Origin of the sequence: Alteromonas sp. RKMC-009 (genome assembly GCF_003584565.2) — a bacterium.
In the GTDB taxonomy this organism is placed as follows: Bacteria; Pseudomonadota; Gammaproteobacteria; order Enterobacterales; family Alteromonadaceae; genus Alteromonas.
Window position 1 is genome coordinate 3,705,897 of the sequence record NZ_CP031010.1, and the last position, 19,043, is coordinate 3,724,939.

Sequence of the window (19,043 nt, forward strand, 5' to 3'; positions counted from 1 at the left end):
AGTTAGTCACATTTTATTAACAGAGAAGAATATGTTATCGCCTAAGTATTTGAAGTGCCTGGCGTTGTTGACAACAATGTTGTTGGCTTCTGCCACATCAGCTAATCAGCGCGAGAGAATAGACCTTACCAGCGACTGGCGCTTTTATCGCTATGCTGACAGTGAGATTCCTGATTCTCTAATATATGATAATCGTCCATCCACAGGGCAGTACAATGACAGTCAGGCCGCGGACACCAAACCTACTGATGCCGTAGTTACTGAAAGTGGCAACAATGTATTGAAGCCCTGGATTCTTCCTTCTGGAAACAACTTTTTGGGGGCTTCTGAAAAGCGTTATGAAAGGCCAGAGGGAAAACCGGGGAGTGATTTTCCGTTCGTTCAGAAAGGCTTTGACGACAGTAGCTGGCAAAAAGTTGATTTACCTCATGACTGGGCGATCGCTGGTCCGTTTTATAGCGGCGAGAATCCCAAGGTCGGGGGAGGCATGGGCCGCCTCCCTTCTCACGGCGTAGCATGGTACAGAAAGCAATTTTCTACCGGTGCAAATGACGCAGACAATAGAATTTACCTTCACATCGACGGTGCCATGTCTTATTCGATGGTATGGCTAAATGGTAATCTTGTGGGAGGCTGGCCGTATGGCTACAGTTCTTACCGTCTTGACCTGACACCTTACCTTGCGAAAAATGGCAAGAATCAATTAGCTATCAGAGTCGATAACCCACCTAAATCTTCCCGCTGGTATCCGGGTGGAGGAATTTATCGCAATGTCTGGTTAGAAAAAACTGCGCAAATACATGTCAGTCACTGGGGCACACAAATCATTACCCCGTCAGTTTCCGCAGATAGAGCCACCATATCCATTGCAACCACGCTGGTGAATCACTTCTCCGAAAGCAGTGAAGTCACGCTGAAACAAAGTATTCACGAACTTACCGGGCAAGATCTTCCGGGTGACAGCCCGGTAAAGGAGCTTCCTGAACAGAAAGTTAAACTATCTGCAGGACAACAGCATAAAACAACAGCTTCAACAATTCTTGACAAGCCAAAGCTCTGGGGCCCGGCTCCTCAGCAGACACCGAACCGGTACGCACTTGTCACATCCGTGATATACAAGGGAAAAGAAATAGACCAGTACATTACTCCATTCGGGATAAGAAAATTGACGTTTGATCCCGATGTCGGAGTGCTGGTAAACGACCAGCACATACCTCTGAAAGGCGTTAATCAGCATCATGATTTAGGCGCACTGGGAGCAGCATTTAATCTTCGCGCAGCTCGCAGGCAGTTGGAATTACTTCAGGAGATGGGAGTAAATGCAATTCGCATGGCACACAACCCGCCAGCTCCGGAACTGCTTACGCTAACGGATAAAATGGGGATACTGGTATTAAATGAGTCTTTTGACAGTTGGTATAAAAAGAAGACGCCGTTAGATTTTCATCTGATTTTTGCTGACTGGCATGAACAGGATCTCAGGGCCCTTGTACGAAGAGACAAAAACCATCCATCGGTGATTATGTGGTACATAGGAAACGAGGTGGGTGAACAATACACCGGTCAATCAGGTGCCGATATTGCACTGACTCTGAAAGCTATCGTTAAAGATGAAGACCCTACCCGCCCGGTAACCTCTTCCATGAATTGGGCAAAAGCAGACTTCCCTTTCAGCGCAGCCATGGATTTGATTAGTCTGAATTACCAGGGGGAAGGCATTCGTCAGGCAGCGGAGTTTGAAGGTACAGAACGCATTCGCACCCCGCCATCTTATCCAGCCTTTCACGAGGCTCATCCTGATAAGGTTATTTTGTCCAGTGAAACTGCTTCGGCGTTCAGTTCCAGAGGAATCTATTTCTTTCCTGTGACAAAAAAGGAAAGTGCTCCTGTTCGGGACGGTCTTGGAGGTAATTCGAAAATTCATCAGGTCAGCAGTTATGAGTTGCACGCCGTCGACTTTGGCTCATCTGCAGATAAAGTATTCAGATATATGGAGACCTATCCCTTTGTCGCCGGACAGTTTGTATGGAATGGTTTTGATTATCTCGGTGAGCCAACACCGTATTACGCTGCCCGCAGTTCTTATTCGGGCATGATAGACCTGGCAGGATTTAAAAAAGATCGTTTCTATCTTTATCAAAGCGAGTGGAGACCGGATTATCCGATGGCTCATATTCTGCCTCACTGGAATTGGCCGGGACGTGAAGGGGAAATAACACCGGTACATATTTTCACTTCCGGTGATGAAGCTGAACTTTTTATAAATGGAAAATCACAGGGAAGAAAAATGAAAGGCGAACTTGAATACCGCCTGCGTTTTGATGACGTCCGCTATACACCCGGCACGGTAGAGGTCATTGCCTACAAGGATGGAAAACCCTGGGCAACAGACAAGGTAACCACTTCAGGTGCTCCTCATGGAATGAAGTTGCAAGCAGACAGGAAAACAATTGATGCAGATGGCAAAGATCTCTCTTTTATCACCGTCGATATTGTGGATGAAAATGGCGTATTCGTACCAGATGCTGTGAACGAAATATCTTTTACCTTAGACGGACCGGGCCGCATCATCGCCACGGATAATGGAGACTCCACTGATTTTACTTCATTCGCTTCACAAAAGAGACACGCTTTCAGCGGAAAACTACTTGTAATAGTGCAGAGTAACAGAGGTGAAGCAGGCGATATCACGCTGTCCGCAACTAGTCCGGAACTTGGCACCTCGACAATATTACTTAAGTCAATTTAATCATATGACAGATGTGCAGGCACCGGGCCTGCATGTCCGTATCGAAACATTTCAGGAGTGTTCATGACCCGTTTAATTATCAGTATGTTTGTTCTTCTGTGCTGTCCGGTCCAGGCATTGACTGTGCACCGCCTTATTTCCGATAGTGCGGTACTACAACGTAATCACACTATTCCGGTAAAGGGAACTTCAGAAAGTGAAACGGTTTCAATCTGGCTAAACGACACACTCACCGGAAAAGCCAAGGTGACCAGCGGCCAGTGGGAAATAAACTTACCAGCCAGAGAAGCCGGAGGACCTTTCACACTGAAGATTAGAGGTGACAGCGAACTGACATTCTCCGATATATATTTCGGAGATGTATTTCTGGCTTCAGGGCAATCAAACATGGAGCTTACCATGGCCAGGGTTGAAGAAGCCTACCCTGAAGATGTCAGTCAGGCTGACTTCCCTCTCATCCGTGAATTTACAGTTCCGGATAAATATCGTTTTGATGCTGAAAACAAAAATTATGAAGCTGGCAAATGGCTCACTGCTACCCCGCAAAATATCAGGCAACTTTCGGCTGTAGGTTATTACTTTGCCAACAAAATCCATAACTCTGAAAATGTGCCGGTAGGCATAATAAACGCTGCCTTAGGAGGCTCTCCCATCGAAGCCTGGATGGCCAGAGAAACGTTGGCACCTTATCCTGATGCAATAGCGGCAGGTGACTTTTTCGCAAAACAAGAAAATATTATCAGGACACAGGAACAAGAACGGGAAGCAGTTGATAACTGGTATAAGACGCTGAATGATAAAGACAAAGGCATGCAGGAAACGCCCTGGTATACACCTGAATTGGATGATAGTCAGTGGCAGTCAATTGCGATGCCGGAAGATTTAAAAGGTTATGATGAGGGATTTGCCGGGGTTTGGTGGTTAAGAAAACATGTTCATCTTGACAGCGTGCCCGACCAATCTTTTATTCTGCGATTAGGTCGCATTGTTGATGCTGATGAAGCATGGGTAAACGGAGTAAAAGTTGGTAACACCACCTATCAGTATCCACCCCGACGCTACACTGTACCAGCATCGGCATTAAAAAAAGGGGACAATGTGATCACCGTCAGAGTAACCTCCAATGGTGGCACAACAGGTTTTGTAACAGACAAACCATACTTTTTAGGCGCCTCTGAAGGTAGCAGCATTCCTCTGGACGGTGACTGGAAGTATAAATTGTCATACCGCACAACTGAGACCCCGGCCACCACGTTTATTCGCTGGAAACCCATGGGTTTATTCAATGCGATGATAGCGCCGGCTGCAGGCTATCCGTTATCGGGAGTATTATGGTATCAAGGGGAGTCCAACGCTTCCCGTCCTTCCGGATACAGCGATAAATTAATAGCCATGATGGCTAACTGGCGTAGCCGCTGGGAGGCACCCGATTTGCCTTTCTTCATTATACAGTTGACAAATTTTATGGAACGAAAACCTGAGCCGGGCGAAAGTAGCTGGGCAGAACTTCGCGGTGAACAAGCCAAAGCAGCAGCCGACCCCGCGACCGCCCTTATTGTTACAATCGACATAGGTGAATGGAATGATATTCACCCTGTTAATAAGCATGAAGTTGGACACAGAGTGGCACTTGCCGCAGAAAACATGGTTTACCGGAAAAACGTGAACTTTAACGGACCAATAGTTAAATCAGTAAAACCTTCAGGTAAGCAAGTTGAGCTTACTTTCGACTCACCACTGGACCATGAACGTTTTAACGATACCCCGGCCAGCTTTGCCATAGCCGGCGCAGATGGTAATTACAAATGGGCAAAGTCGACCCTTCAGGGTAATAAGGTAATTCTGTCCCATCCTGCAATCAGTAAACCTGAAAAAGTGCGTTATGCATGGGCCGATAATCCTGCTGTATCTGTTTATGATCTAAGCGGTTTGCCCGCAGCGCCTTTCGAAATGAACGTGTCACCATAATACCTCTCAGAGACATTTCTGCGCGGGTAAACCGCGCAAAAAAAACACATTGAAGTAAAAAAAAATAATACCTGTTGCATGTTGTAAAGTGAAAAGATTTACACTCCGTTAACATCGTGGTCACGTAATTGGCGCTTTTACTACAGCGTGAAATCTCTATATAAACCAGATGCTGACGGGAAAAGGTTGGGCTATGTATTCATAGCCCGGGCACATCTCAACAGGACTAATGTAATGAACAAACAGCACACGTTCAGACAATCAATAGTAAATAAAGCTGTATCAGTAATACTTGGGACGGTAGTCATTTTACCGGCGACAGCACAAACGGAAGATCCGGTCGAAGTTATAGAAGTTACCGGTTTACGCTCCAGCCTGGCTGAAGCGGCTTCGATAAAAAGAAATTCTGTAGGGGTTGTAGACGCAATTTCAGCTGAAGACATCGGGAAATTTCCGGATACAAACCTTGCAGAATCCTTACAACGGATAACCGGTGTTTCCATCAGCCGTACAAACGGCGAAGGTAACGAAATCACCGTGAGGGGCTTTGGCGGCGGCAACAACATGATTACCCTGAATGGTCGCATGATGCCTGCAGCACAAACCTATGGCGGTGGTAGCGGAGCAGACGGTACGACCCGTGGAGGCAGTACCCGCGCTTTTGATTTTGCTAACCTGGCTTCTGAAGGCATACGGGGCGTTGAGGTATATAAAACCAGCAAAGCAAATATCGCAACTGGTGGTATTGGCGCAACTGTGAATATCAAAACGGCACGCCCTCTTGATGCCCCCGGCTTTCGCTCCACCATAGGTGCAAAAGCAGTGCATGATACCACTAACCGTGCAGGTGATGATGTTACACCAGAGCTCTCCGGTTTAATCAGCTGGACTGATGATGACGCAAAATTTGGCGTGTCTTTAACGGGAAGTGTACAGGAACGTCATTCAGGATATGTTGGCGCAACAGTTAACGACTGGAATATCGGAACCTGGGGCGACCCTAATGATCCGGACACCCTGTTTAACAACAGCGGGGATATATATGAAAACGCACCTGAAGTGGGTCAGCTTTATGCCCGTCCCAACGATTTGCGCTATGCATTTTCGGATACAGAAAGAACGCGTACCAACGCACAGTTAACTCTGCAATATGCTGCCTCAGATAACCTTGTTGCGACCCTGGATTATCTTTATGCAGAGAATGATATACAGGAGCATCGTGGTGAAATAGGCAACTGGGTGCAAAACGGCTCCAACGTAACTGCTGTGGTATTTGATGACGGTCCCATTGCAACACCTATCTACATTGCAGAGTCTTATCCCGGCACCGTGGACGAAGGTTATGAACAACAATGGCGCGAACAAACTAATACACTCAATTCTGTAGGTATTAATCTTGAATATTTCGCCTCTGACAATCTTCTGCTGTCGCTTGATGCTCATAATTCCAAAATGGAAAGTTTGCCTACTGGTCCCAGTGACAATGCTGCCTCAGGTGAGATTGCTGTTGGTATAGGTTCCCCTACTGTTACTTCCCGCGAGTGGTGGTTCGATACGGAACTGCCGACATACCGGAATGTTTACGATGATAGTGCAAGAGGAAACGGGAACGGTGTAGTTGACGCCGGAGATGTTGGTTCATCAATTTTACGCTTCAGACACGCTTCTCAGGAAACAGAAATAAGTCAATTAAAACTTGACGGTAAATGGATGTTTGACAGCGGGGAATTTGATTTTGGTGTTGAAACCAGAGCTATGGAAATGATTGCGCGGCAGACGGCCGGCGACAATATGACACTAGGCAACTGGGGCATAGCGAATCCGGGAGAATTTTCCGAAGGACTGCTTCAACCTCTCGATGTAGCCGGTCTGTTTGATGACTTTGACACCGGGCAAAGTCAGGGAATGGGTTTTGTCGCTGATCCTGTAGCCTTAGCCCGTGAGGGGTTAGAACTCTACCCTTCAGATGCTAATTATTTCGGTGTCAGCAATATTTTCTCAACCAACGATGTGGTTAAAGAAGACACTATGGCCGCATATTTTCAGGTTGCACTGAGCGGCGAACTTGGCAATATGCCAGTTAACTTTTTGGCCGGAGTCCGTTACGAAAAAACCGACGTCACTTCAACATCTCTTGTCACGCCACCCAGTTATCTGATTTGGGAAAACAACAACGACTTCAGTCTCTATACCGATCCTGATACAGATACAATTCCGCTGTCTGTGGACGCTGATTATGATCACGTGCTCCCCAGCTTTGACTTCGATGTTATGCTAACAGATGAGGTGAAAGCCAGATTCTCTTATAGCAAAACTATCGCCAGAGCAGGTTATGGTGATTTGCGGGTATCGCCCAGCGGTTTCGGTACATCAGGCTCGACACTTAACGGCACCAGACCCACGGCCAGTTCATCTAACCCTGCACTACTCCCTCTTGAGTCAGATAACTTTGATGTTTCAGCGGAGTGGTATTTTGAGGAAAACAGTTACGCTTCAATAGGCTTCTTCGAAAAACGTGTGGCTAACTTTATCGGGACAGGCCAGGAAGATCGCACATTTTTTGATATCCTCGACCAGACTAACGGACCGCGGGCACTGGCGGCTGCGGAAGCGCTCAGAGACCGCGGTTATGCAGTGGATGATACCTCACTTTTCGCCATGATGGTTCTGCTCGAACATCCCGAAGCATTCCCCAACGGCGCAGATGACTACACCGGTTCATCAGAACAGTTATTACAACTGGGGGAAACACCGGGATGGGATATCGTGCCTGAAGAAGGCGATCCTGAAATGGTGTTCAGAACCAGCCTGCCTCAAAATAACCGTGAAGCCAAACTTTACGGAGCAGAACTCGCTGTTCAACACTTCTTCGGAGAGTCCGGCTTCGGTTTCCAGGCGAACTATACCCTCGTTCGGGGCGACATCGGATTTGATAACAACGGAAGCCCGGATGTGTCACAGTTTGCTCTTGCCGGCCTGAGTGACACTGCCAACTTTGTTTTCATTTACGACAAAGACGGTCTGACAGCGCGGGTGGCTTATAACTGGCGTGATGAATATCTGAACCGCATAAACTATCGCGGCTCAAATAATCCCACTTACGTTGAAAGTTATGCGCAGATAGATGCTAACGTGAGTTACGCCATTAATGAACAACTCACAGTGTTTGTTGAAGGTATTAATATTACCGGAGAGAACCGTCGCGAGCATGGGCGTACTGAAAACCAGTTGTGGTATCTGGAAGATCTGGGAGCCCGCTACCAGCTAGGCGCCCGTTATAACTTCTGACAATAATAGCTAGCCGCGGCCGGAAGAGACGCCGGTTGCGGCTGTATATCTGAATAAATGGAAGTCCTGTGGCAAAACTACAATTACTCAATAACCTTAGCCATAAAGATTTACGGGTTTTTACCCGTTACGGGGCGCAATATGGCGATAACGTTGGCTCCGTACTTACTTTTCCTGTCGAGTATGACGATCTGCACAAAGAATACCCTGTTTTACTGCGCAGACATCCCACACACGGTCTGCAATCAGTAGCATTACTCGGTTTTTCTGCACAGGAAAATCTTTTTCTGAATGAACTCTACCCTTCACCACCGTCAGCAGGCAGTTGGATGGCCCGCTATGTGCCGGCAATGATTGCAAAAGGCCCGTTTATGATTGGATATCAGCAACAGGATGGTCAATCTGAACCGGTTATACATGTTGATATGGACCATCCCAGAATCTCACATGATGCTGGCGAAGGCACTGCTGTATTCTTACCCAAGGGTGGCCAGAGTGGTTATTTGCAAAAAATAGCTTCAACACTTCAGCGGCTGGATACTGGTCAAAAAGAAGCGGATTTATTCTACCGGGAAATGGAACACCTGAATCTACTTGTGCCCGTTAACTTTACTCTTACATTGAATTCAGGAGAGAAAATCTCCGTTGAGGGACATGAGACTATTTGCAGTGAAACCTTCGCCTCTTTACCTTCACATACACTGTCAGAACTGCACCGGAAAGGCTGGTTGAATTATATAATTTTTCTTCAGTCCTCGCTGGCAAATATGAATTGGCTCATTGAAATGAAAAATGCAATGGAGATTGTCAGGACGTGAACGAGCGACAGTGGCTTCCTGTCGAGGAGACAGCGCATTTAACCCCGACGTCAATCCCATCAGACCTGATTTTAAGACATAAACCACTGGTTATGCGTGGTTTAGTTCAGTCATGGCCCGCAGTGAAGGATTCCGGCAATGTGCCCCGTCTGATAAACAGAATCAAGCAGGCATATAATGGCAGGCCGGCAATGATATACCAGGCTCCGCCCGGCGTTTCCGGCCGGTTCGCCTACGGCCCTGATTTGACGCACTTAAACTACGAAAGTGTATACGGCAGCGTATCAACTATGCTTGATGAAATTACAGAAACGTTGAACGAGGCTAATCCACCTTCCCGCTATGTTGCTTCGAACCAGCTTCAAACCCACTTTCCCGGACTGTTATGTGAACATTCACTAAGGTTACCACCGGCAATTACCCACCCGGAAGCTGCTCCGCCCTTAGCAAGTATCTGGATGGGGAATCATTCCATCGCCTGCGCCCATTTCGACGCGCTGGAAAATATTGCCTGTTGTGTAGCCGGAGAAAGGCGCTTTAATCTTTTCCCCCCTGAGCAGATTAAGCATCTTTATCCCGGTCCGCTTCACATTACCCCCGGGGGACAGCCTGTGACGCTGGTAGATATACACAATCCCGATTTACAAAAATTTCCTGAGTTTGCCCGCGCGCGGGAACATGGCTATGAAGTTACTCTAAAGCCCGGCGATGCTATCTATATCCCGTCCATGTGGTGGCATCAGGTAGAAGGTCTGCATGCTTTCAACATCATGATCAACTACTGGTGGAGTGTGGCACCGGACTACCTTGCTGGAGGCATGGGCGCTCTGCTGCACAGTATACTGGCCATCAGAGATAAACCGGTTCACGAAAAAAAGGCCTGGAAAGCCATATTCGATTATTACATTTTCTCTGCCAGTGAGAGTAATACGGACCATATTCCCGAAGAGGCAAAAGGTCCGCTCGCTACACTGGATGAGAATACAGCAAGGCAACTCAGAGCCATATTAATACGACAGTTAAATCAATAGGTTTCGCCAATGGATTCAAACACCCAATCAGAGAAAACCCGCGTTGTCATTGCCGGTGGTGGTACTGCAGGCTGGTTGACTGCCGCTGCACTTGCAAAAAAACTGGGGCCGTTAGTGGACATAACACTGGTTGAATCTTCTGATATTTCGACTATTGGGGTTGGTGAGGCGACTATCCCCCCTCTTCGCGTTTTTCACCAGTTGCTGGGAATTAATGAAGCTGAATTTATGCGGGCGACCTCCGCGACCTTTAAACTGGGCATTCAGTTCACTGATTTCGGCGATAAACAAACTGAGTATATTCACTCTTTCGGGCAAACCGGGCAATCAGGCTGGCTGGCTGAATTTTTCCATTTCTGGAGAGAGGCTCACGAACGAGGCATACCCGGAGAATACGGAGAATACTGTCTGGAGCTGGAAGCGGCCAAAGCTAATAAATTCTTCACCTCAACGCAAAATTCTCCTCTCAACTACGCCTATCATCTTGATGCCGGAGCTTACGCTGCCTATTTAAAAAAATTAGCCGTTAACTCTGGCATCACTCATATTGTTGATAACATTGACGCAGTCAACTGTGCCCCATCTGGTGATATTTATGCGCTTTTACTCCGGCAGCATGGATTGTTAACGGGTGATCTCTTTATTGACTGTACAGGGTTTAAAGCGCTGCTGATTGGTGAAGCCCTTAACACCGGATATGAAGACTGGTCTCACTGGCTTTTCTGTAACCGGGCTCTGGCCGTACAAACTGAATTGGCCCCGCCATTAAAGCCCTATACAGTAGCTTCTGCTCATGAAGCAGGGTGGCGCTGGGAAATACCTTTACAACACAGAATGGGCAACGGATTCGTTTACAGCAGTCAATTCCTCACAGATGAACAGGCCGAATTGCAATTTCAGAAGACGCTGAATTCTGCCCCACTGCAAACAATTCGTCGCATAGAATTTAAAACTGGCAGACGTGACCATGCCTGGCAAAACAATTGTGTTGCTATCGGGCTTTCTGCGGGTTTCGTTGAGCCCATGGAGTCTACCAGTATTCATTTAATAGTAACGGGTATAACGCGGCTTATGCAGCTGTTTCCATACAGGGGAGATGCCACCCGCCTGCGTAATGAATATAACAACCAAACGCGGGCCGAAATAGAGAAGATACGTGATTTCATTATATTGCATTATCATGTAACTGAACGGGACGATTCTGAATTCTGGAAAATGTGTAAAAAAATGAACATTCCGGACAGTCTGGCTGAACGTATTGAATTATTTAAAGAACATGGTCATGCTTTTCAGAAAAACGGTGAGTTGTTTCGCGTTGATTCCTGGACTCAGGTAATGCTCGGACAAGGAATTTTGCCGGGCTCCTGGCATCCCGCAGCAAAAATGATGAGTAGCGGGCAACTTAGCGCAGCTATGGAAAAAGGCAAACAGGAAATTAAACAACGGGTAGCTCAGTTACCCGGGCACGAGGCATTTGTCAGTCAGTATTGTGCTTCAGTGAAGCATTAGAGCGCTTACATTCACAGTGACATTCGCAAATACAAAAAAAGCACCTAAGGTGCTTTTTTTACTATTACTTTGTAAGCCAGCTTTGGTTGGCCATTCCGGTCAAATAGTAACGGATAATCGACCCGTCCACGGACAGGCCAGTTATTTCGCCAGGATTCATCATCAGACGTTCCCCAAAGCGTTACCCTGTCAATATGCGCAGCATATTTCACAAACAATGAGAAAAGACCTTCATAGACATCAGCTAATCTCTTCTGCTCTGACTCTGGCAATCCGTTTCTGTAAGGGTCGTACAATGGATCAGCCACATACCGTTGATTTACGTCTGCACCATCAAAAGATTCCTCCGGGACGGGTAACACTGACACGTCCAGTTCTGTCAGAGAAACCTTAGTTCCCGCACTGATAAGAGTCTTGATGCTCTCTTCAACAGCGCTCAGCTCCGGATAAAATAATGAGTAGTGGCCCTGCATCCCCACTGCGGAAATATCGATTCCGGCGTCGGTGAGCTGGTGTACCAGCCTGACTGCACCAGCCACTTTTTCGGGCTTGTATAAATTAAAATCGTTATAGTACAACTGAGCATCAGGATCTGCTTCCCTGGCAAAACGAAAAGCCTGAATCAGGTAGTCATCGCCAATAATTCTTCTCCAGGGAGTATCACGTAAACTTCCATCGTCGTTTAAAGCCTCATTCACCACATCCCATCCCAGTACTCTCCCTTTATAGCGACCTGCAACGGTATAAATGTGTTCTTTCATGCGCTCCAGTAAGTGCTTTCTGCTGATCTCAGCGCCTTTTTCATCTTTAAAAACCCACTCTGGTGTTTGCTGATGCCAGATCAACGTATGGCCAATGACTGAAGCTCCGCATCTGTCTGCCAGCTCGAACAGCTTATCTGCCAGGCTGAAATCGAATTCCCCGTCACGGGGCTGCAAGGACTGCCACTTCATAGCATTTTCTGCAGTGAAGGCATTGAATTCCTTACAAACCGGTGTATCTGTAGCGGGTAACGCTTTACTCAAAGTATCGTTACTGATGGCTGTGCCTGTGAGAAATTGATCATGGTAGGCTTCAGCCAGTTCTTGTGCACAAACTGACGGACTCGCGGTAATCACTCCGCATAACATTACCAATATGACTTTCGCTTTTTCCAAAATGTTGTCCGCCTTAATTGATGTTGATACTTGCCTGCGCGATGCGTGTTCCATCGACATAGCCCGGCTGACCATCACCGGCGAATATATTTAATTTTCCCTTATAAGCGACCCTGCTACCTTTATCGTTTATGTATGTCAGCTCTGAGGCTGGTACGGTTAATGATACGGATGCTTTGGTCTGATTTTCCAAAAATGTGCGGGTGAATCCTTTTAAGCTTATACGTGGCGTACCTGCAGGCGCATCCGGCATCTGCACATACAACTGTGTCACCTGCTCTGCATCGTACGGCCCCATATTTTGCAGACTAACTGTAATTTCCAGATCACTTCCGGAATTCAAATTCGCAGGGGTTTTCAAGTCACTGTATTGGATTTCACTATAGCCCAGTCCATGCCCGAACGGGTATAAGACCTCGCCTTCGAAGTAGCGATAGGTACGGTTAGCCATTGAATAATCATCAAACTCTGCAAAACCATCTAGATTTTTATAGAAGGTCACCGGTAATCTGCCTGACGGATTTACTTCACCCCACAAAATTTTGGCAAGCGCTGTACCAGCAGCTTCACCCGGATAAAATGCCTGGATAATCGCATCAGCGTGTTCATCTTCCCAGTTTAAGGCCATCGCACTGCCACTAAAATTAACGACCACTACCGGCTTTCCGATTTTATGTAGAGCTTTAATTAACGCCTGCTGCTCCGCCGGCAAATCAATGCGTGAGCGATCGCCATAGTTGAAGCCGTCCAGCTTAACCGGCATCTCTTCGCCTTCAATACGGGGAGATATACCTACCGCCATCACAATTACATCTGCCTGTTGAGCAACGCTTTCAGACTCAGCCAACAAATCGGTGGAAACGTTCACCCAGCGCATTTGCCAGTCGCGTAAATGACTATAAGCCGTATTCGCTATAGTGTTCACAGAAAATATATGCCGGATTTCCAGGTCGTAAGACACGCCCGCCTCCAGTTCAACACTTCCGTTTATACGGCGTCCTTCGATGGATATCTCACCGGCGCCGTCAAAGCGATATTCTCCGGATTTCTCCGGGATCAGAACTGCTTTCAACACCATGCCATAGTCTTCAGCTATTTTGTTGGTCACAGGAGAATGGGTTTTGCGAAACGAGAGAGAGTCTAATACTTCACTACTAACGGGCCCGCCGGACATTTCGACAGGGAAATGCGGACGGGAAAAGTCAGACATTTTACCCTGAGTAACTTCGAAATATTCAGCTTGAGCACCGGGTACTAATCGTCCATCTTTGTCGTTATGATATAAAACAGTGTTATCCAGAACCTGCCAGTGCCCGTATACGTCAGCAATTAATGCGCTGCCCGCTGAAAAGGCCACATTGTCCACGCCGGCATAATTTCTGATCCCCTCCAGAGCAGTCACCGGGTTTACCGGTAATCCGTTATAGTTCCCCACCAATACATCAGGATTGTCTGCATTAGGGCCAATAACTGCGACTTTAAGTCCCTTTTTCAGAGGCAGAATCCCGTTGTTTTTGAGCATTACCAGAGATTTCTCAGCAGCTTGTAAGGCTTTTGAAAGATGAGACTCGGAACCAACAGATTCAGAAGGTATTGATGCAAAGGGCACATCTTCATCGGGATCAAACATGCCGAGTTTAAAGCGGGTTTTAAATAGCCTGCTTACCGCCTGGTCTATTAACGACTCATCAATAAAACCTTTCTGTACCGCAAAGATGAGGTTAGCAAAACTGCTTAACCGGCCAGTGCCGCAATTCAAATCGGTTCCGCTGGTTACTGCCCAGGCAGCTGCAGCTGCAGGAGATGCAGTGACGTTGTGTGCCTTAGGATCGTAAAAATCAGCTATAGCACCGCAGTCTGACATTACATGACCATCGAATCCGTATTTACCTCTCAGAATTTCTTTCAGAAGCATATCGGAACCACAAGCAGGCGCATCATTTACACGATTGTAAGCGCACATAACTGCTTCTACATTTGCTTCTGTAACAGCCTTTTCAAAAGCTGGCAGGTAAGTCTCGTAAAGGTCTTTATCTGAAACAACATAATTGTCAGAATGGCGGGAAATCTCAGGGCCGTTGTGAACAGCAAAGTGTTTAGCTGTTGCTGCAGTTTTTAAATACTTATCATCATTGCCTTGCAGACCGGTGATAAAAGAAACCCCAAGTTCTCCTGTAAGATAGGGATCTTCGCCGTAGGTCTCCTGACCTCTACCCCACCGCGGATCGCGAAAAATATTTATATTCGGGGACCAGTAAGTCAGACCGGTGTAACGGTAACTAAGTCCGTCCTGTTTAAATTCGTGGTGCTTCGCTCTACCTTCGTCGGAAATCACCGTAGCGACCTGATTCAAAAACGCCCTGTCCCACATCGCCGCCAACCCGATTGCCTGTGGAAACACTGTCGCTTCTCCGGCTCTGGCAACACCATGTAACGCTTCATTCCAATAGTCATACGCCGGTACTCCCAGCCGCGTGATGGCGGGGGCATCGTTGTACATCTGTGCAACTTTTTCCTCCAGCGTCATACTTTCTACCAGTGCATTAACCCGGCTATCAAGTGGAAGTGCCGTATTCAGATAATCCGGCTGATTGTGACCCGTTGACTCAGCACGCACAACTTGCTGAGAGTGAACTTTAGTGCAGGATGCCAATGTTAAGGCAAGGGGAATTATTGCCAGTGCAAATCGCTTTTTAAAAGAACTGACAGCAGGTTTGACGTCTTCCATGTAACTCATGATTATCTCACATTTGTAAACAATGAGAACACGATACCCCAACACTATTCGTGAACAAGCGGGCCACTTCAAAACGTAAATAAGATGTAAAAAAACGCCATCAGAACACAAATAAAATTGAGATGAAGTCCCGCTGAAGGATTTCTACCAGTTCCACAACGTGCCATCCTCCAAACGATTCACAGGCAGCATTGCCCGCTTATAGGGATATTTTTTCGCAAGCGATTCATCAATATCCACACCATGACCCGCTGACTCTCCGGGAGTGAAAAAACCCCTTTCAAATTTATAATCGAAAGAGAATACTGACTCCATCTCTCGCGTATATGGCATATGCTCCTGAATACCAAAATTTGGTACCCAGTAATCAAAATGCATTGCCGCGCCCATACACACAGGCGACAAATCCGTTGCCCCATGAAACCCTGTTTTAACGTGATACAGACTCGCAAAGTCGGCTAATCTTCGCATTTGAGTAATGCCACCCGCATGCACCAGCGTCGAACGGATATAATCGATATATTGCTCTTGTATTAAAGAGCGGCAATCGTGAATAGAATTAAATACCTCTCCTACTGCCAGAGGTGTAGTCGTATGTTCACGAATTAAGCGAAAGCTCTCCTGATTTTCTGCAACAACGGCATCTTCCATCCAGAACAGATGGTACGGTTCCAGTTCCTTACCAAGCCGCGCCGCTTCAATAGGCGTTAAGCGGTGATGTACATCATGTAACAAGTGAATGTCGTCACCATACTGGCTGCGGACGGCGTCGAAAAGTTTAGGCATAAAGTTCAGATACTTATGCGTACTCCATACACTTTCTGATGGAAGGTCAGCGTCTGCCGGTTCATATTTTCTGCCATCTTTGGCAACACCGTAAGTACTTGCCAGACCCGGGATCCCTGACTGCACCCGTACTGCCTGATACCCTGCGTCAATGGCTTTACCAACGGCATCCAGGGTCGACTCGATACATACGCCGTCAGCATGGGTATAAGTCATGATCCTGTCGCGACTACGCCCGCCCAATAATTGATAGAGAGGCAGGTTGGCTATTTTTGCCTTAATGTCCCATAACGCAATGTCGACGGCAGCAAGGGCAGTCATTCCCACGGGGCCACGCCGCCAGTAAGCGCCGCGATACAAAAACTGCCAGATATCTTCTATACGTTGCGGATCTTTTCCGATAAGAACAGGAATAATATGATCTTCAAGATAGCTGACTACGGACAATTCTCTACCGTTAAGTGTTGCGTCTCCGACGCCATACACCCCCTCATCAGTCATCACTTTCAACGTTACAAAATTGCGGCCGGGCGAACACACAATGACCTTAGCGTCGATAATTTTCATCGACTGACTCCTTAAAAAAATAATATACAGTGAACATTATTGAGACCATGTCAGCCCTGACCCGGAGCATGGGGAAAAGATCTTGCTTTCAGTTCGGCAAGTGAGTGTTTTGGTGTAAACCACTTTGCCGGTATGGGACGCTCAGAAAATTGTTGAAAATACAGCACACACGCATCACGCCACCAAATTGCTTCTTTCTCCTGAATATCCAGCGCCATCTGTACCTGACGGAATTGCAGAGGGTCAATCTGTCCTTCTAAATCATCCCATTTAGCGGCCATTTCACTAACTTGTTCTGCGCCCTGAAAATAGCGGTAAACCAACTCATCCCACAATGGACGGCCGCTGGATTCAACCTCAAAATCCCAGGGCAAGTGGTGAAACCAGAGCAGGTATTTTTCGGGTGTACTTTGGGGATTTGACCACAGCTCCTTTAAAGGAGAAAAATATTGTTCTGTGGCATTCACGCCTTCGGGTGTACGGTCAAACCCGATACCGTCTTTCGCCGCACGATGATAGTAAGTCGAATTCCAGTCATCCCGTCCGAGACTATCAACCCAGGGACCTGGTCCGTAATGGTGGCCAGCTCCCATGATGTGATGTAAGCCTAACGGTGTCATGACATCTACCACGGTTTGATGGCTGGTCATCATCATATTCGTGATAGCTGCCACTGCGCTCTTTTCATTGCTGAGTGTCATACGCACCCAATCTTCTGCGACCTCTGACGCTTTGCTTTCAGGATCCCAGGCCATGCGACCAAACACATACCAGTTCGACTGCAGTATGATATGCCCTGTCCAGTTGCGGTCAGTGCCGATATTCGACACGCCCGCCATGCCGCTAATCCGATGGTCAAACAGTTCACCATCGATAACTTTAGCAACCGTACTCCCTTCACCCTTTGCATATGTATCAGACTGCAGAACCTCCTCATACATTGGGCCCAGATAAACAAAATGTGTACTGAATCCCAAATATTCCATAGTAATTTGGAACTCCATCATCAGTGGTGTTTCTGGCATAGCACCGAATAAAGGACTAAAAGGTTCCCTCGGTTGAAAATCAATCGGGCCGTTTTTTACCTGAACCAGTACGTTTTCATCAAACTTTCCGTCAAGAGGTGTAAACTCTGAATACGCTTGTTTGGAACGCTCTTCGCCTTTCTCATTGGCGTAAACAAAAGCTCGCCACATAACATTTCCACCAAACGGAGCAAGTGCCTTCGCAAGCATATTCGCACCTTGTGCATGAGTACGGCCAAAATCCCCCGGCCCGGGTTGTCCCTCAGAATTCGCCTTTACCAGGAATCCGCCGAAATCGGGTATATCTGCATAAATCTCTGCCACTTTATCCTTCCACCACTGCTGAACTTCGGGATCTATTGGATCTGATGTGGACAAATTACCAATGAGTTGCGGCGAACTGAATTTCACAGATAGATAAACCCTAATTCCATAAGGTCTGAACAGATCAGCCAGTACTTTCACCTTCTCAAGATAATGGGGAGTCAATATGAGAGGGTCCGCATTGACATTATTAAGTACTGTGCCGTTGATACCAACTGACGCGTTGGCTCTGGCATAATCAACATACCGCTGATACCGGTATTCAGGTAATTTGTGCCAATCCCAAATAGACTGCCCCGCATATCCACGCTCTACATGGCGATCAAGATCATCCCAATGATTGAGCACTCTTAAGGAAATTTTTGGGGCCGATATGATATTAAGTGCATGCAAAGGCTTGTGTAACTGTACCTCTTTCAGAAGTCTGAATACCCCGTAAAGCGCCCCGGCATCAGTGTTAGCCAGCACCACTATTTTTGTTTCATTGTTATTCGTAACTTGTTTAACAATGTAACCTTCCCCTTCTGCCCGGCCAATATTGACGGAATACCGCTCAGCGAGTTGAGTTGCATTTTCACCACTGGCCACGAGTAAAGTGGCCTCGTCCGCACCCACATGGCGGGAACGATTTATCATATTACCAAGAGCGAATTGTAGTTCTTCTCTGGCGACCTGCATGGTGTCTGAATCACCGTAGACATGGTAATTTCCTAGCAATTCAGTATAACTTTTTAACAGCTCAGATTGCTGTATAGCATCGTATTTGAGCCAGAGACGGTATCCATCTTCTCCGTGGAACAAATTTGAAGCAAATCCGCATTGTGACACTAGCAGGAAAAAAACGATCAGATACTTCATAACGTCCTTAAAATATTTTACGCGTATATTAATCCGGCAAAAATAAGGCATCCTGAGCAGCAGTATAACTAACCTTATTTCATGAAAACCAAGAGTTAACCTCATATAAATTCATTGTTAATAATAAGGTAACTACCTCATACTTTTTTTATGAAAAATGTTTATTGCCTTTGTGTTTTTTTGAGTTATCTCACTCACATTGCTTCAGAAGTCTGAATCTTTATCA

Annotated in this window: 10 protein-coding genes; 6 read left to right on the plus strand and 4 right to left on the minus strand. The window is 46.8% G+C overall.

Going from position 1 to position 19,043, the window contains the following annotated elements; genetic code table 11:
• The first annotated feature begins 31 nt into the window (after positions 1-31).
• The 6 genes from galB to DS731_RS16440 all read left to right on the plus strand — a co-directional run bounded on the left by galB (position 32) and on the right by DS731_RS16440 (position 11,363).
• Entirely contained in the window at positions 32-2,749 is a 2,718-nt protein-coding gene (galB, locus tag DS731_RS16415) for a beta-galactosidase GalB (protein WP_119502349.1), read from the plus strand.
• 63 nt (positions 2,750-2,812) lie between these two features.
• Complete coding sequence (locus tag DS731_RS16420) at positions 2,813-4,717, plus strand: sialate O-acetylesterase (protein ID WP_119502350.1); 1,905 nt, start codon at positions 2,813-2,815, stop codon at positions 4,715-4,717.
• A 234-nt stretch (positions 4,718-4,951) separates the two neighbouring features.
• Positions 4,952-8,005 carry a TonB-dependent receptor gene (locus DS731_RS16425; protein ID WP_119502351.1) on the plus strand — a complete coding sequence of 1,018 codons (3,054 nt, stop codon included), beginning with the start codon at positions 4,952-4,954 and terminating at the stop codon, positions 8,003-8,005.
• Positions 8,006-8,073: 68 nt separating this feature from the next.
• On the plus strand, positions 8,074-8,823 hold the full coding sequence (locus DS731_RS16430) for a SapC family protein (RefSeq protein WP_161599169.1): 750 nt from the start codon (positions 8,074-8,076) through the stop codon (positions 8,821-8,823).
• Entirely contained in the window at positions 8,820-9,854 is a 1,035-nt protein-coding gene (locus tag DS731_RS16435) for a cupin-like domain-containing protein (protein ID WP_150154307.1), read from the plus strand. The genes DS731_RS16430 and DS731_RS16435 overlap by 4 nt, the downstream gene beginning before the upstream one ends.
• Before the next feature lie 9 nt (positions 9,855-9,863).
• Positions 9,864-11,363, plus strand: a complete 1,500-nt coding sequence (locus DS731_RS16440; protein ID WP_119502354.1) for a tryptophan halogenase family protein — start codon at positions 9,864-9,866, stop codon at positions 11,361-11,363.
• Between the two features lie 44 nt (positions 11,364-11,407).
• Here DS731_RS16440 and DS731_RS16445 read toward each other — a convergent pair whose 3' ends face one another.
• The 4 genes from DS731_RS16445 to DS731_RS16460 all read right to left on the minus strand — a co-directional run bounded on the left by DS731_RS16445 (position 11,408) and on the right by DS731_RS16460 (position 18,922).
• Positions 11,408-12,520 carry an endo-1,4-beta-xylanase gene (locus tag DS731_RS16445; RefSeq protein ID WP_232373391.1) on the minus strand — a complete coding sequence of 371 codons (1,113 nt, stop codon included), beginning with the start codon at positions 12,518-12,520 and terminating at the stop codon, positions 11,408-11,410.
• Positions 12,521-12,533: 13 nt separating this feature from the next.
• Complete coding sequence (locus DS731_RS16450; protein WP_232373392.1) at positions 12,534-15,257, minus strand: glycoside hydrolase family 3 C-terminal domain-containing protein; 2,724 nt, start codon at positions 15,255-15,257, stop codon at positions 12,534-12,536.
• Between the two features lie 144 nt (positions 15,258-15,401).
• Positions 15,402-16,610 (minus strand): D-mannonate dehydratase ManD, encoded by a 1,209-nt coding sequence (gene manD, locus DS731_RS16455; RefSeq protein WP_119502355.1) that lies wholly within the window; start codon positions 16,608-16,610, stop codon positions 15,402-15,404.
• A gap of 50 nt (positions 16,611-16,660) precedes the next feature.
• Positions 16,661-18,922 carry an alpha-glucuronidase family glycosyl hydrolase gene (locus DS731_RS16460; RefSeq protein WP_232373393.1) on the minus strand — a complete coding sequence of 754 codons (2,262 nt, stop codon included), beginning with the start codon at positions 18,920-18,922 and terminating at the stop codon, positions 16,661-16,663.
• Between the last annotated feature and the right edge of the window lie 121 nt (positions 18,923-19,043).